The sequence below is a fragment of the Streptomyces sp. NBRC 110028 genome (genome assembly GCF_001417735.1).
In the GTDB taxonomy this organism is placed as follows: domain Bacteria; phylum Actinomycetota; class Actinomycetes; order Streptomycetales; family Streptomycetaceae; genus Streptomyces.
Genome location: NZ_BBUZ01000034.1, coordinates 69,975 through 82,137, shown reverse-complemented (window position 1 = coordinate 82,137; position 12,163 = coordinate 69,975). Strand labels below are relative to the sequence as shown.

Sequence of the window (12,163 nt, the reverse complement as noted above, 5' to 3'; positions counted from 1 at the left end):
CTCCCACAGGAGATTGAGAATGGCCATCGAGGTCCGCATCCCGACCATCCTCCGCACCTACACCGACGGCCAGAAGGCGGTCGAGGCCAGCGGGACCACGCTCGCCGAGCTGTTCGCCGACCTGGAGTCCCGGCACTCCGGCATCCAGGAGCGCCTGGTCGACGGCGGCGAGCTGCGCCGCTTCGTCAACGTCTACCTGAACGACGAGGACGTCCGCTTCCTCGACGGCATCTCCACCAAGCTCTCGGACGGCGACAACGTGACGATCCTCCCGGCCGTCGCCGGTGGAATGCGCTGATGCGGTACGACAGCCCCCTGGCAGCGGTCGGCAACACGCCGCTCGTCCGGCTGCCACGGCTCTCGCCCTCCCCGGAGGTCCGGGTCTGGGCGAAGCTGGAGGATCGCAACCCGACCGGTTCGATCAAGGACCGCCCCGCGCTCCATATGATCGAACAGGCCGAGAAGGACGGCCGGTTGACCCCCGGCTGCACCATCCTGGAGCCGACCTCCGGCAACACCGGCATCTCGCTCGCCATGGCGGCCAAGCTCAAGGGCTACCGCATCGTGTGCGTCATGCCGGAGAACACCAGCGAGGAGCGGCGCCAGCTGCTCGCCATGTGGGGCGCGGAAATCATCTCCTCGCCCGCCGCCGGCGGCTCCAACACCGCCGTCCGGGTGGCCAAGGAACTGAGCGGCGAGCACCCCGACTGGGTGATGCTCTACCAGTACGGGAACCCGGACAACGCGGGCGCCCACTACGCCACCACCGGCCCCGAGATCCTGGCCGACCTGCCCTCCGTCACCCACTTCGTGGCCGGTCTGGGCACCACCGGCACCCTGATGGGCGTCGGCCGCTTCCTGCGCGAGAACAAGCCCGACGTGCGGATCGTCGCCACGGAGCCGCGCTACGACGACGTCGTATACGGGCTGCGCAACCTGGATGAGGGCTTCGTCCCCGAGCTGTACGACGAGTCCATACTGACCACCCGCTTCTCCGTCGGCTCCGAGGACGCGGTGGCCCGCACCCGTGAACTCCTCGCCGAAGAGGGCATCTTCGCGGGCGTCTCCACCGGTGCCGCGCTGCACGCCGCCCTCGGCGTCGCCCGCAAGGCGGTCACGGCGGGCGAGAGCGCCGACATCGTCTTCGTCGTCGCCGACGGCGGCTGGAAGTACCTGTCGACCGGCGTCTACACGGCGGCCACCACCGAGGAGGCGGTCGAGACCCTCCACGGCCAGCTCTGGGCGTAGGTCTCGCGGCCCGGGTGCGGGCATACGCGGCTGCCCAGGGGCTCCGTCCTGGTGATTCCGCCCACAACGCGGGCCTGCGGAGGACCGACCAGGGCTTTAGCGTCTTACGCTCGTGGGCACCCCGTATGACCCCCGCACCCGTCGCCTCGCCCATGGCCCTCGGCATGGGGACCCTCCAGGGAGGTTCCTGCTCCATGAAGCTCACCGTCGTCGGATGCTCGGGGTCGTTCCCGTCCGCGGAATCGGCCTGCTCGAGCTACCTCGTAGAGGCCGACGGCTTCCGGCTGCTCCTCGACATGGGCAACGGCGCCCTCGGCGAGTTGCAGCGCCACTGCGGTCTCTACGACCTCGACGCCGTGATCCTCTCCCACCTCCACCCCGACCACTGCATCGACATGTGCGCCTACTTCGTCGCCCGGTACTACCGGCACGACGGAGGCCGCGCCGAGGCGATCCCGGTCTACGGGCCCGAGGACACCGAACGCCGGCTGGTCCAGGCGTACGACGACGTGCCCGACGAGAAGTCGATGCAGGAGGTCTTCGACTTCCGCACCCTGACCCCGGGCACCTTCGAACTGGGCCCCTTCACGATCCGCGCCGCCCGGGTCTGCCACCCGGTGGAGGCCTTCGGCTTCCGCGTCGAGCACCGGGGCCGCGCCCTGGTCTACTCCGGTGACACCGGCCCCTGCGAGGCCCTGACCGACCTGGCCCGGGGCGCCGACCTCTTCCTCTGCGAGGCGGCCTTCACCCACGGCAAGGAAGACATCCCGGAGCTGCACCTCAACGGCCGCCAGGCCGGTGAGCACGCGCAGGCCGCGGGCGCCGGGGCCCTGATCCTCACCCACATCCCCCCGTGGACCGACCCGCACCTCAACCAGCGCGACGCCGAGGCCGTCTTCGACGGCTCGGTGACCCTGGCGCGCGCGGGCGCCGTCTACGAGGTCTGACGAACGGGAACGGGCCGGATCTGCCCCGCAGATCCGGCCCGTTCCCGTTCGCGTGTGCGTTCGCGTGTGCGTTCGCGTGCGCGGCTAGCGCTTCGCGGTGGTCGTCGCGGCCGCGTCGTCGAGGGAATCCTCCGGTTCGCGGCCCGGTGTCGGGATGTTGAACTTCGTGATCACGAAGCGGAAGACCACGTAGTACAGGACGGCGAAGGCCAGCCCGATCGGGATGATCATCCAGGCCTTCTCGCTGTGCGACCACCCCAGCAGATAGTCGAAGAGCCCGCCGGAGAACGTGAAGCCGCTGCGTATCCCGAGCGCCCAGGTCAGCGCCATGGACACGCCCGTGAGCACGGCGTGGATTCCGTACAGCACCGGCGCGATGAACATGAACGAGAACTCGATCGGCTCCGTCACACCGGTCACGAAGGCGGTCAGCGAGACCGAGATCATCATGCCCATCACGGCCTTGCGGCGCTCCGGGCGGGCGCAGTGCGCGATCGCGAGACCGGCGGCGGGGAGGGCGAACATCATGATCGGGAAGAAGCCGGTCATGAACATTCCGGCCGACGGGTCGTCGTGGAAGTAGCGCGCGATGTCGCCGTGCCAGACCTGACCGCCGGAGGAGAAGTCGCCGAACTGGAACCAGGCGAACGAGTTCAGCAGCATGTGCATGCCGACGGGGATCAGCAGCCGGTTGACCACGCCGAAGATCCCGGAGCCGACCGCGCCATTGGCCGAAAGCCACTCGGAGAAGCTGTTGAGGCCGTCACCGATCGGCCCCCACAGATAGCCGAAGACGACGCCGTACAGCACACCCGCGAAGGACATCAGGATCGGGATGAAGCGGCGGCCGCTGAAGAAGCCCAGCCAGTCCGGCAGCCGGGTGCGGTGGTACTTCTCCCACAGCACGGCCGCCGTGATGCCGACCACGATGCCGCCCAGCACGCCCGGGTCCTGCGGCTTGCCGGTGACGTCGCTGACGAAGCCGGTCAGCACGTTCTTGTAGACGAGGAAGCCGACCAGGGCCGCGAACGCCGTCGTGCCGTCCGACTTCTTCGCGAAGCCGATGGCGACGCCGAGGCAGAACAGCAGGGCCAGGTTGTCGAAGAGCGCGCCGCCCGCGTGGGCGAAGATCTCCGCGAGTTTGTTCCAGCCGAGCCCCGCCTTGCCGAAGACGTCGTCCTGGCCCAGCCGGCTCAGGATGCCCGCGGCGGGCAGGGCGGCGACGGGCAGCTGCAGACTGCGTCCGATCTTCTGCATACCCTTGATCAGACCGGCGCCCCGCTTCTGGGCGGGCGCCGCCGAGGCGGTGGCCGTACTCATCGGATTCCTCCTGGTGAGGCGGGCGCTCGGAATACTGGGGACGGCCCGCGATATGGTCTACACCACAAGTGGTGTAGACCTGTTGTAGCACGTGAGGATCAGATAAAGGAATCCATCGTTCCTGTGTGGTCTGAACCACTGACGATCCTGCGCGGCCGGGCCCGCGTGGTTACCGTAGGGGTGGCGTTCACCCGGTATCCGGAAGGGCCGAGACAACAGGACAACACAGGACAGCTCAGGACAACAGGGAGTGGACATGGCCAGCAAGGCTGAGAAGATCGTCGCGGGGCTCGGTGGGATCGACAACATCGTCGAGGTCGAGGGCTGCATCACCCGCCTCCGCACCGAGGTCAAGGACCCCTCCCTGGTCGACGAGGCCGCCCTGAAGGCCACCGGCGCCCATGGCGTGGTGAAGATGGGCAGCGCGATCCAGGTCGTCATCGGCACCGACGCGGACCCCCTCGCCGCCGAGATCGAAGACCTGATGTGACCGCGCTTACCGTCACGGCCTGAGGCCGCCCGGCCCCGCTCCTCACCGGACCGGGGCCCGCCGCGTTGCCGATAGGCTCGTCCCATGTCTCGTATCGACGGCCGTACGCCCGACCAGCTCCGCCCCGTGACCATCGAACGCGGATGGAGCAAGCACGCCGAGGGCTCCGTCCTCGTCTCCTTCGGCGACACCCGCGTCCTGTGCACCGCGAGCGTCACCGAAGGTGTCCCGCGCTGGCGCAAGGGCAGTGGCGAGGGCTGGGTCACCGCCGAGTACGCGATGCTGCCGCGCGCCACCAACACCCGCGGCGACCGCGAGTCCGTCCGCGGCAAGATCGGCGGCCGCACCCACGAGATCTCCCGCCTCATCGGCCGCTCGCTGCGCGCCGTCATCGACTACAAGGCCCTCGGCGAGAACACCGTCGTCCTCGACTGCGACGTCCTCCAGGCCGACGGCGGCACCCGCACCGCCGCCATCACCGGCGCCTATGTGGCCCTCGCCGACGCCATCACCTGGGCCCAGGGCAAGAAGCTGATCAAGGCCGGCCGGCAGCCGCTCACCGGCACCGTCTCGGCCGTCAGCGTCGGCATCGTCGGCGGCGTCCCGCTGCTCGACCTGTGCTACGAGGAAGACGTACGCGCCGAAACCGACATGAACGTCGTCTGCACCGGCGATGGCCGCTTCGTCGAGGTCCAGGGCACCGCGGAGGGCGAGCCCTTCGCCCGCGACGAGCTGAACAGCCTGCTCGACCTCGCCGTCGGCGGCTGCGTCGAGCTGGCGGGCAACCAGCGGGCGGCGCTCGGCGTGTAATCAGATGACGGGCGCGCGCGACACCTGCGCGCGCCCGCGTCCGATCCCAGGGGAGGGACCGTCCATGACGCCGCGCCAGGCCCGCCACCGTTTCGCCGCCACCACACTCGCCGCCGTCGCCTTCCTGACGCCGCTCACCACCGGCTGCGACGCCGTGGACAAGGCCCTGGACTGCGGCCGGCTCGCGGTCGAGATATCCAACGACGTGGACAACCTCCAGGACGCCCTCAGCGGCGCCACCGCCGACGCCTCCGACGCCGACAAGGTCCTCGACGCACTCGACAAGGACATCGACAAGGTCGGCGACCACACCGACAACGCGGACGTCGGCAAGGCCCTGGGCGACCTCCGCAAGGCCGTGGACAACGTCCAGACGTCCGTCGACAGCGGCGAACACCCCGACCTGAGCCCGGTCAAGGACGCCGCCGCCGAACTGACCGACGTCTGCACACCCTGATCCGTGCGCCTGATCTAATCGATAGCTATGCAGCCACAGCACACCGCAGCGGCGTACAGCGCACACCCGCGCCGCCTGATCCTGGCCACCCGCAACACATACAAGATCACCGAGCTGCGCTCGATCCTGGGCGACGCCGGGCTCGACGTCGAGCTCGTCGGCGCCGACGCCTATCCGGAGGTCCCGGACGTCAAGGAGACCGGCGTCTCCTTCTCCGAGAACGCCCTCCTCAAGGCCCACGCCCTGGCCCGGGCCACCGGCCACCCGGCCATCGCCGACGACTCCGGGCTCTGCGTCGACGTCCTCGGCGGCGCCCCCGGCATCTTCTCGGCCCGCTGGTCCGGCCGCCACGGCGACGACCGCGCCAACCTGGACCTGCTGCTCGGCCAGCTCCGTGACGTCCCCGACGAGCACCGCACCGCCCACTTCGAATGCGCCGCGGCCCTCGCCCTCCCCGACGGCACCGAGCGCGTGGTCTCCGGCCGCCTCACCGGCACCCTCCGCCACGAACCCACCGGAGGCGGCGGCTTCGGCTACGACCCGATCCTCCAGCCCGACGGCGACACCCGCACCTGCGCCGAACTCACCCCGGACGAGAAGAACGCCATCAGCCACCGCGGCCAGGCCTTCCGGGCGATGGCACCGGTGGTGCGCGAACTGCTGGGGTAGGTGCCGCGCTGCGGCTACGTATAACGGCCTGCGATTCGAGTCATGAATCGCAGGCCGTATGCGGTGCGGCGGAAGGGATTCGAACCCTCAAGCCCTGTCACGGGCCACAGATCCTAAGTCTGCTGCGTCGCCGTTGCGCCACCGCCGCTCGCTTCCGACCATCGTAGCGGGCTGACATCTGAACGGTCACTTCGCATCGACGCTGCGCGACGGCCGCCCCGGCACCAGGTATTCGTGGCCGCGTGACAGTTGGGACAGAGCAGTCGGAGGTTCTCGGGTCGGTCGTCGCTCCAGTCGCCGTTGATGTGGTCCACCTCCAGCGTCATCGGCCGCCCATGCCAGAGGGGTCCTGTCCCGCATCCCACGCACTGCTCGGGCACGCCGATGTCCCTGAGGGCTCGCCGCAGCAGCACTGTCTTCGTGCGCCGCTCGCCGCTGTGCTTGACCAGGATCTGCTCGGATGTCTTTCGGGGCGTTGCGCCAGGCTTCCCGCGTTGGTGGGCTTGCCCCAGGAAGTGTGCGGTGCCGATGCCTTCCTCGGCTGTCCAGAGACGGAACAGAGCGCGTGAGCGTGCGTTGTCCGGCCGGTTGAGCTGCCGCAAGGCGCTGGCTATGGATGTGGATTCGGCGACGACACGGCGAAGTACCTTCCCTGCCGGACGCGCCTTGCTGCTGCGGAGTCTGGGGAGCGCGAAGTGCGAGATGTCTATGCCGAAGTGATCGAAACGCTGGTAGAGGTAGCGACGCAGACGACCGTAGGGCCGAGTGCCCAAGAAGGCGATGACTTGGTCCATGTCGGAGCAGTTCTCGGCGGCCTCGACCAGGAGCTCCCGCGTGTAGTGGACACGATGGCTCATAGGGCTGCGCCGACTTCGGTGGTGTGAGGCCGCCGTACCTTGCCACGCCCTCGGTAGTTGTCCGTCGTCGAGTGGCAGTTCGGGCACAGGAGGCGCAGGTTAGTGGGGCGGTTGTTGCGCCAGTCGCCATCGACGTGATCGACCTCAAGCGGTAGTCGTCCGCCACGCCAGCGTGGTCCGGTCCCGCACAGCGCGCAGCGTTCGATCACGCCGAGCGTCAGCATCGCCCGCTTCAGCCGCTCGCTGGGAACGCGGCGGGCATGAGCGGGGGCCATCTCCACCAGCAACTCTTCCGGACTGCGGCGTCGACGGTTGTCTTTCATCGCGTCGGTGCGGCGCTGCGAGACAAAGTGCGACGTGTCGATGCCGTATGCCTTGATCCGGCGGCTGATGTTGGTGTGATGGCCACCTACCAATTCGATGCCGAGATACCGTAATACGTCGTACACGCTTGTTGACGCCGCCACTGCTGGTTCGAGGATCTCCCTTGTCCAGCGGCCACCTTTTCGTTCGAAGTGCGACGTATCGATGTCCATTCTCTTCATGCGCTCGCGGATATAGCGGCGGGTCGAGCTTTCGGGGTCGACTCCGAGTTTGGCCAATGCCTCCGACAGTGTCGTCGAGGATCCCGCGACTTCGGCAAGGCGTTCTCGCGTGTACGGGCTGACTGGCACGCTTTCCTCCCCCCTGTGCGACCACGTGTCGCACCATCGCACTGAGTAACGAGCCACCCGCCCATCGGTTACGCACCCCGGGTGCACCCGCCCAGCACCCTTGTTGACCGCTGTTGACCCCTGGCTGTGCGCGTGGCAGGGACGGTGCTCGGGCTGGAGCGAGGCGGAAACAGGGGTGCAGGCATGGCCGAGGGCCGGGCCCTGCGCGGTGAGCGGAGCGAGCCGCGTGAAGCAGTAGGGAAGGTCGTCTGCCACCACTCGCTCCGAGGCGCCCGTGTCAGTCGCACTCTCGGCCGAGGTCGAGGGGAACGGCTCGTTGCGTCAGCTGCCGAGTATGTCTATGAGGTGGTCGTCCAGGTCCGCGACGAACTTTTCGTGGCGCCAGGGCCGCAGGGCTTTACGCGCCTGGCGTAGGCGAAGCGCGGGCACGCGTCCGCCAGTGGTGGCGGCGGTGGTGATGCAGTTGTGCAGGAGGTCCACGGCTGTTTCCGGTGCGTCGAGGCGGATGCAGGCCAGGGCTTGATCGGTGGTGATGATGGCTCGTTGTACGCGCTCGCGTGGTCCTCGCAGGGCCTTTGCGCTGCTGGCGAAGACGTCGTGGGCGACTGCCGCGTCTCCTACGTACAGCTCGCACAAGCCCTCGAAGCCCCGCAGGTGATCAGCGCTGAAGCTCGTGGGCACCGGATCGCCGTCCGCGTCGCGTTCGATGTCGTACCAGGCGAGCGCCAGTGCGGTCTGGGCTTGCCGTTCGGCGTCGGACCGGGCGGCGATCTCGGCTTGCAGTGCGTGGGCTCGGGCGCGTACGCGGATGCTGTCGCCCGTGCGGGCATCGCGTACCGCTGCGTCGACCAGTCCACGGGCCGTGTCGATGCCGGGGGTTGAGTAGAGCTTGACCAGGGCGTGGCTCATGTGAACGACGGCTCGGTGCCAGGTGGTGTCGAGCAGTCCTGCCGCGTCCGTTGCGGCCGTGTACAGAGCACGGGACGCCTGGTCGTCGCGGGTTTCGAACGCCAACCGTCCGGCGAGGGTGTACGCCTGCGCGGCGACCGTACGTAACCCGGGCAGCAGGGGCTCGGGCGCGCCGCCGGCCAGGAGACGTCGGCAGGACTCGGTTACGGGGGCGAGCAGGAGCTGCAGTCGGGCGAAGGGGAGCGAACCTACGTGCGCGTTGACATCTTCGACCGCCGTCCGCAGGCCGTCGAGGAGTGTGTCGTCGGCGAGTGCCGGATCGGCGAGCGCGGCTGCCATGGTCACCTGGGTGGTGGGCCCGAGCAGGGCGAGGAGGCCGTTTCCGTTATCGGTTGCCGTGCGGCTCAGGAGGGTGCGTAGTTCGTGGAGCTGGGCTTCTGCTTCGCCCAGATGCGCGAGGGCGTCGAGCAGTTCGGCGAAATCGCTGCCAGGCCCGAGGGAGAGGTGACCGTCAGTGCCTCGGGCGTAGAGGTGCGCCAGCAGGAGCTGGTACCGGTCGCTGGGCAGGATGGGGTGTGTGGTGCTCTCCCACCGCGCGACGGATCGCTGCACGCTCGGGACGGAGGGGGCGAGGGGCTGGCCGAGGCGGCGCGCCGTGGCGATGAGCGCCCGCGCGGTATCGGCCAGGGACCAGCCTCGGGCTTTGCGGAGGGACTTGAGGGCGGCAGCGCCGAGGAGGGCATCGCACGTGCTCATGCCGTCATCATGCCGGTGATCCACGTCATACGGGCACGACCAGGTGTGGTTTCCCCTGTTCGGCACCGTAGTTGAGGGTCTGCCACGTGCCCGACCTCCCTTGGGGCCCTGGGAGAGGGAATCCGATCACCATGTCGGAGTGATCGACCATCCACCGGTTCCGGGCGTGGAAGGCCGGGCTGTCCAGCTCTGCCGCATGCAGCTCGACCACCTCCGTGATGCGGTCGCGGGTGTGGGTGATGGCGTGCTGCGCCTCGGCGGGCTGTTGCCGGGTGGTGCCGGGGACGACGATGGTGATCTGCGCGTGGGTGTTCTCCGCCAGCCACAGCAGGGAGAGGCTGTCGATGCCGTTGGCACCGCCGATGTAGAAGCGGGTCTCGATGTCGGCGAACGGGGTGAGGTAGTTGGTGAACAGCTCGGCGTAGCTGTCGAGACCGCGATGCCCTGTCGACCGGGTACCGGTGATGGTCACAGACCGAGTCATGATCTACTCCGTGTCATAGGTTGTCATATCCCGCAGTGCCTGCTTTTGCGGTGACATCGGTGCATGGACACTTCCAGCTATCCCGGCCTCGCTGACCACGGGACGACCGCAACTGTTCCATGGACGCCGCCGCACGGCAGCGACGTCGAGATGGTCAAAGTCGGCCCGCACTGGGACGTGCTGCGTGCCCCCGCCGAGATCGGCGAACGGGTGCTGGACTTACTCGGCGACGCGTCCGGCGCCGTCATCGCCGACTACGGCCTGATGTACTGGCTCATCCCGGCGGGGCATGCTCAGGGCTGGCGACGTATCCGGGAAGGAATCCACGCGCTGGGTGCGCATGGTGCCGAGGTTACGTACGTTGGCGTACCGCCCGCGCACTGGAGGGGCGGTCCGCGTCTGCACTGGCGGGTTCCGGTGGGGCCCGACCGGTACCTCACCGACGTGGCCCGGCTCCGCGAGGCTCTCGTGCGGGCGGTTGCCGCTGAACTCGCCGAGGAGGCGACGGCCCGGTGATGCCCCAGGTCTGTGCCCGCTGTCAGACGACCACCAGCCAGCCGGTCGTGGTCGCGATCGGGTACGGCGCGAGCGCGGGCGGCAGCACCGTCTATGCCTGTCCGGGCGCGTGCGCTGACAGCTTCCCCGGGCAACGCGACCCGTTCGAGCGGACCCTCCCTGACCGGGACGTCGCCTTCAGGCGGCAGGGATGACCGCGGCCGAGATCGACCCGGCCACGCTCAGCCGCGAACAGCTCCGGGGCTGGGCCTGCGCGCTCTGCGGCGCGCCGCTCACCGTGGACCGGCCGCTGGGCACCGTCACGATCGGCCATGGGGCGACCCGGACGACGTACGAGGTGTGGGCGTGTGCCCCCGCCTGCGGCGAGGCCACGCCCTGGGGCCGGTTCCTCGGCCATGCCGTGGACTGCGCCGACTGCCGGGCGGGGCGGTGGTGCGCCGCCGGGAACGGGTTGCACCACGCGGTGCGGGAGGCCCGCCGCGCCCCCATGACCGGCCGCTCAAGCGGTGCCTCGGGCCTGCTGTCGCGGCTCGCTGGCTGACGCCGCCGTTGATGTCGGGCGTGGATGTCGAACGCCCCGGACCATGATCGGTCCGGGGTGTGGAGAGCCGGGGGTCAGAGGCCCAGGTCCTTGATGATCTTGGCTACGTGGCCGGTGGCCTTGACGTTGTAGAGGGCGCGTTCGACCTTGCCCTGTTCGTCGATGATGACGGTGGAGCGGATGACGCCGGTGACCGTCTTGCCGTAGAGCTTCTTCTCGCCGAAGGCGCCGTAGGCCTCCAGGGTCTCCTTGGAGGGGTCGGCGAGCAGGGTGACCTTGAGGGATTCCTGGTCGCGGAACTTGGCGAGCTTCTCCGGCTTGTCGGGGGAGACGCCGATGACGTCGTAGCCGTGTCCGGCGAGGAATTCGAGCTGGTCGGTGAAGTCGCAGGCCTGCTTGGTGCAGCCGGGGGTGAGGGCGGCGGGGTAGAAGTAGACGATGACCTTGCGGCCCGCGTGGTCGGCGAGCGAGACCTGCTTGCCGTCCGCGTCGGGGAGGGTGAAGGCGGGGGCGGTGTCGCCGGGCTGCAGTCGCTCGCTCATGGTCGGGTACTCCTCGTGGCGTGGGGTGTTTCCGTAACGGCAGGCGTTACATGACGACATTAGCCAGCGTCCTCGCCGGGGGTGCCACGGGGCGGGAGCGGGAACGAGCTGACAGACTGTCCATGACGAATCATCGAGACTGATCGAGAGCGACGGAGGCAGCGCGGTGTCGGATGCCAGGACCCCTGCGCAGATCGAGGCGGACATCGCCCGGCGGCGGCAGGATCTCGCCGTGACGCTCGACGAGATCGGGGTGCGGGTGCACCCGAAGACGATCATGGGTGACGCGAAGGCGAAGGCGGCGTCGGCCGTGGACCGGACGGCGGGGCGGGCGTATGTGTCCGCGAACCGGGTGGTCACCAATGTGCGCGGCCAACTGGTCACCGAGGAGGGGGCGCCGCGGATGGAGCGGATCGTGCCGGTCGCGCTCGTCGTGGTGGGGGTCGTCGGGCTGCTGGCCATGTCGTCGCGCGGCGGTGGCGGTGGCGGCAAGGGCAAGGGCTGCAAGCGCCGGAGGTAGTGCGCGGGTACGTAAGGGTGTAGGAGGTTCCTGGCCGCCCTGTGGCACCGATACGCCGTTCGGGCGGGTACGGTCATGACCGTGAGTGCGAACACGTCCCATGACAAGCTGCCCATCCGGATGCTGCACGACCGTGTGCTGGTCCGTACCGACATTCCGGAGGGTGAGCGCCGGTCCACCGGCGGTATCGTCATCCCCGCGACCGCGGCGGTCGGCAAGCGGCTGGGCTGGGCCGAGGTGGTCGCGGTCGGGCAGAACGTGCGGACCGTGGAGCCGGGTGACCGGGTGCTCTATGACCCGGAGGACCGGGCCGAGGTGGAGGTCCGCGGGGTTGCCTATGTGCTGATGCGCGAGCGCGATCTGCACGCCGTCGCCGCCGAGCGCCTGGAGGGCGCGGAGGATTCGACGGGGTTGTACCTGTAG

At 69.1% G+C, this 12,163-nt stretch carries 17 protein-coding genes and 1 tRNA gene; 11 read left to right on the top strand and 7 right to left on the bottom strand.

Annotation, left to right across the window (positions count from 1 at the left end; all coding sequences use genetic code 11):
• The first annotated feature begins 19 nt into the window (after positions 1-19).
• From ASC60_RS26970 to ASC60_RS26960, 3 genes are all read left to right on the top strand, one after another.
• Positions 20-298 carry a MoaD/ThiS family protein gene (locus ASC60_RS26970; RefSeq protein WP_055555341.1) on the top strand — a complete coding sequence of 93 codons (279 nt, stop codon included), beginning with the start codon at positions 20-22 and terminating at the stop codon, positions 296-298.
• On the top strand, positions 298-1,248 hold the full coding sequence (locus ASC60_RS26965; RefSeq protein ID WP_055555339.1) for a PLP-dependent cysteine synthase family protein: 951 nt from the start codon (positions 298-300) through the stop codon (positions 1,246-1,248). Before ASC60_RS26970 ends, ASC60_RS26965 begins: the two co-directional genes overlap by 1 nt.
• A 194-nt stretch (positions 1,249-1,442) precedes the next feature.
• A complete protein-coding gene (locus ASC60_RS26960) occupies positions 1,443-2,195 on the top strand; it encodes an MBL fold metallo-hydrolase (RefSeq protein ID WP_055555338.1) in 753 nt (250 codons plus the stop codon).
• Positions 2,196-2,279: 84 nt separating this feature from the next.
• On the opposite strand, the gene ASC60_RS26955 is transcribed toward ASC60_RS26960, so the two are convergent.
• Entirely contained in the window at positions 2,280-3,515 is a 1,236-nt protein-coding gene (locus ASC60_RS26955; protein ID WP_055555336.1) for a PTS transporter subunit EIIC, read from the bottom strand.
• Between the two features lie 196 nt (positions 3,516-3,711).
• Between ASC60_RS26955 and ASC60_RS26950 the strand changes: the two genes are divergently transcribed.
• The 4 genes from ASC60_RS26950 (at position 3,712) to rdgB (ending at position 5,941) form a co-directional block, all read left to right on the top strand.
• The gene (locus ASC60_RS26950; RefSeq protein WP_079038660.1) at positions 3,712-4,005 is read left to right on the top strand and encodes a glucose PTS transporter subunit EIIB; all 294 of its coding nucleotides are present in this window, start codon (positions 3,712-3,714) and stop codon (positions 4,003-4,005) included.
• 84 nt (positions 4,006-4,089) lie between these two features.
• Complete coding sequence (gene rph / locus ASC60_RS26945; protein ID WP_055555335.1) at positions 4,090-4,815, top strand: ribonuclease PH; 726 nt, start codon at positions 4,090-4,092, stop codon at positions 4,813-4,815.
• 64 nt (positions 4,816-4,879) lie between these two features.
• Positions 4,880-5,272 carry a hypothetical protein gene (locus tag ASC60_RS26940; protein ID WP_055555333.1) on the top strand — a complete coding sequence of 131 codons (393 nt, stop codon included), beginning with the start codon at positions 4,880-4,882 and terminating at the stop codon, positions 5,270-5,272.
• A gap of 27 nt (positions 5,273-5,299) precedes the next feature.
• The gene (gene rdgB, locus ASC60_RS26935) at positions 5,300-5,941 is read left to right on the top strand and encodes an RdgB/HAM1 family non-canonical purine NTP pyrophosphatase (protein WP_055555331.1); all 642 of its coding nucleotides are present in this window, start codon (positions 5,300-5,302) and stop codon (positions 5,939-5,941) included.
• Positions 5,942-6,005: 64 nt separating this feature from the next.
• On the opposite strand, the gene ASC60_RS26930 is transcribed toward rdgB, so the two are convergent.
• The 5 genes from ASC60_RS26930 to ASC60_RS26920 all read right to left on the bottom strand — a co-directional run bounded on the left by ASC60_RS26930 (position 6,006) and on the right by ASC60_RS26920 (position 9,621).
• Positions 6,006-6,089, bottom strand: a tRNA-Leu gene (locus tag ASC60_RS26930).
• On the bottom strand, positions 6,055-6,798 hold the full coding sequence (locus tag ASC60_RS39890) for an HNH endonuclease signature motif containing protein (RefSeq protein ID WP_079038659.1): 744 nt from the start codon (positions 6,796-6,798) through the stop codon (positions 6,055-6,057). The genes ASC60_RS26930 and ASC60_RS39890 overlap by 35 nt, the downstream gene beginning before the upstream one ends.
• A complete protein-coding gene (locus tag ASC60_RS39885; protein ID WP_079038658.1) occupies positions 6,795-7,472 on the bottom strand; it encodes an HNH endonuclease signature motif containing protein in 678 nt (225 codons plus the stop codon). Before ASC60_RS39885 ends, ASC60_RS39890 begins: the two co-directional genes overlap by 4 nt.
• Before the next feature lie 321 nt (positions 7,473-7,793).
• Complete coding sequence (locus tag ASC60_RS26925; protein WP_199831065.1) at positions 7,794-9,137, bottom strand: hypothetical protein; 1,344 nt, start codon at positions 9,135-9,137, stop codon at positions 7,794-7,796.
• Positions 9,138-9,162: 25 nt separating this feature from the next.
• Positions 9,163-9,621 carry a DNA-processing protein DprA gene (locus ASC60_RS26920; protein WP_055555330.1) on the bottom strand — a complete coding sequence of 153 codons (459 nt, stop codon included), beginning with the start codon at positions 9,619-9,621 and terminating at the stop codon, positions 9,163-9,165.
• Positions 9,622-9,771: 150 nt separating this feature from the next.
• Between ASC60_RS26920 and ASC60_RS26915 the strand changes: the two genes are divergently transcribed.
• Complete coding sequence (locus tag ASC60_RS26915) at positions 9,772-10,137, top strand: hypothetical protein (RefSeq protein WP_055555518.1); 366 nt, start codon at positions 9,772-9,774, stop codon at positions 10,135-10,137.
• A gap of 190 nt (positions 10,138-10,327) precedes the next feature.
• Positions 10,328-10,678: a hypothetical protein gene (locus ASC60_RS26905; protein ID WP_234357163.1), complete on the top strand. Its 351-nt coding sequence runs from the start codon at positions 10,328-10,330 to the stop codon at positions 10,676-10,678.
• A gap of 74 nt (positions 10,679-10,752) precedes the next feature.
• Here the strand turns inward: ASC60_RS26905 and bcp are convergent, their stop codons facing one another.
• Complete coding sequence (gene bcp, locus ASC60_RS26900) at positions 10,753-11,220, bottom strand: thioredoxin-dependent thiol peroxidase (protein ID WP_055555326.1); 468 nt, start codon at positions 11,218-11,220, stop codon at positions 10,753-10,755.
• 166 nt (positions 11,221-11,386) lie between these two features.
• Here bcp and ASC60_RS26895 point away from each other — a divergent pair, with 166 nt between their 5' ends.
• The gene (locus ASC60_RS26895) at positions 11,387-11,740 is read left to right on the top strand and encodes a DUF3618 domain-containing protein (RefSeq protein ID WP_055555324.1); all 354 of its coding nucleotides are present in this window, start codon (positions 11,387-11,389) and stop codon (positions 11,738-11,740) included.
• 75 nt (positions 11,741-11,815) lie between these two features.
• Entirely contained in the window at positions 11,816-12,163 is a 348-nt protein-coding gene (locus ASC60_RS26890; protein WP_055555322.1) for a co-chaperone GroES, read from the top strand.

Bases quoted from the DNA above. Each gene is read 5' to 3' on its own strand.
- ASC60_RS26905 (WP_234357163.1), top strand. From the start codon at position 10,328: ATGACCGCGGCCGAGATCGACCCGGCCACGCTCAGCCGCGAACAGCTC.
- ASC60_RS26925 (WP_199831065.1), bottom strand. From the start codon at position 9,137: ATGAGCACGTGCGATGCCCTCCTCGGCGCTGCCGCCCTCAAGTCCCTC.
- rph (WP_055555335.1), top strand. From the start codon at position 4,090: ATGTCTCGTATCGACGGCCGTACGCCCGACCAGCTCCGCCCCGTGACC.
- ASC60_RS26920 (WP_055555330.1), bottom strand. From the start codon at position 9,621: ATGACTCGGTCTGTGACCATCACCGGTACCCGGTCGACAGGGCATCGC.
- ASC60_RS26965 (WP_055555339.1), top strand. From the start codon at position 298: ATGCGGTACGACAGCCCCCTGGCAGCGGTCGGCAACACGCCGCTCGTC.
- ASC60_RS26970 (WP_055555341.1), top strand. From the start codon at position 20: ATGGCCATCGAGGTCCGCATCCCGACCATCCTCCGCACCTACACCGAC.
- ASC60_RS39890 (WP_079038659.1), bottom strand. From the start codon at position 6,798: ATGAGCCATCGTGTCCACTACACGCGGGAGCTCCTGGTCGAGGCCGCC.
- ASC60_RS26915 (WP_055555518.1), top strand. From the start codon at position 9,772: ATGGTCAAAGTCGGCCCGCACTGGGACGTGCTGCGTGCCCCCGCCGAG.
- ASC60_RS26890 (WP_055555322.1), top strand. From the start codon at position 11,816: ATGACCGTGAGTGCGAACACGTCCCATGACAAGCTGCCCATCCGGATG.
- ASC60_RS26960 (WP_055555338.1), top strand. From the start codon at position 1,443: ATGAAGCTCACCGTCGTCGGATGCTCGGGGTCGTTCCCGTCCGCGGAA.
- bcp (WP_055555326.1), bottom strand. From the start codon at position 11,220: ATGAGCGAGCGACTGCAGCCCGGCGACACCGCCCCCGCCTTCACCCTC.
- ASC60_RS26955 (WP_055555336.1), bottom strand. From the start codon at position 3,515: ATGAGTACGGCCACCGCCTCGGCGGCGCCCGCCCAGAAGCGGGGCGCC.
- ASC60_RS26940 (WP_055555333.1), top strand. From the start codon at position 4,880: ATGACGCCGCGCCAGGCCCGCCACCGTTTCGCCGCCACCACACTCGCC.
- rdgB (WP_055555331.1), top strand. From the start codon at position 5,300: ATGCAGCCACAGCACACCGCAGCGGCGTACAGCGCACACCCGCGCCGC.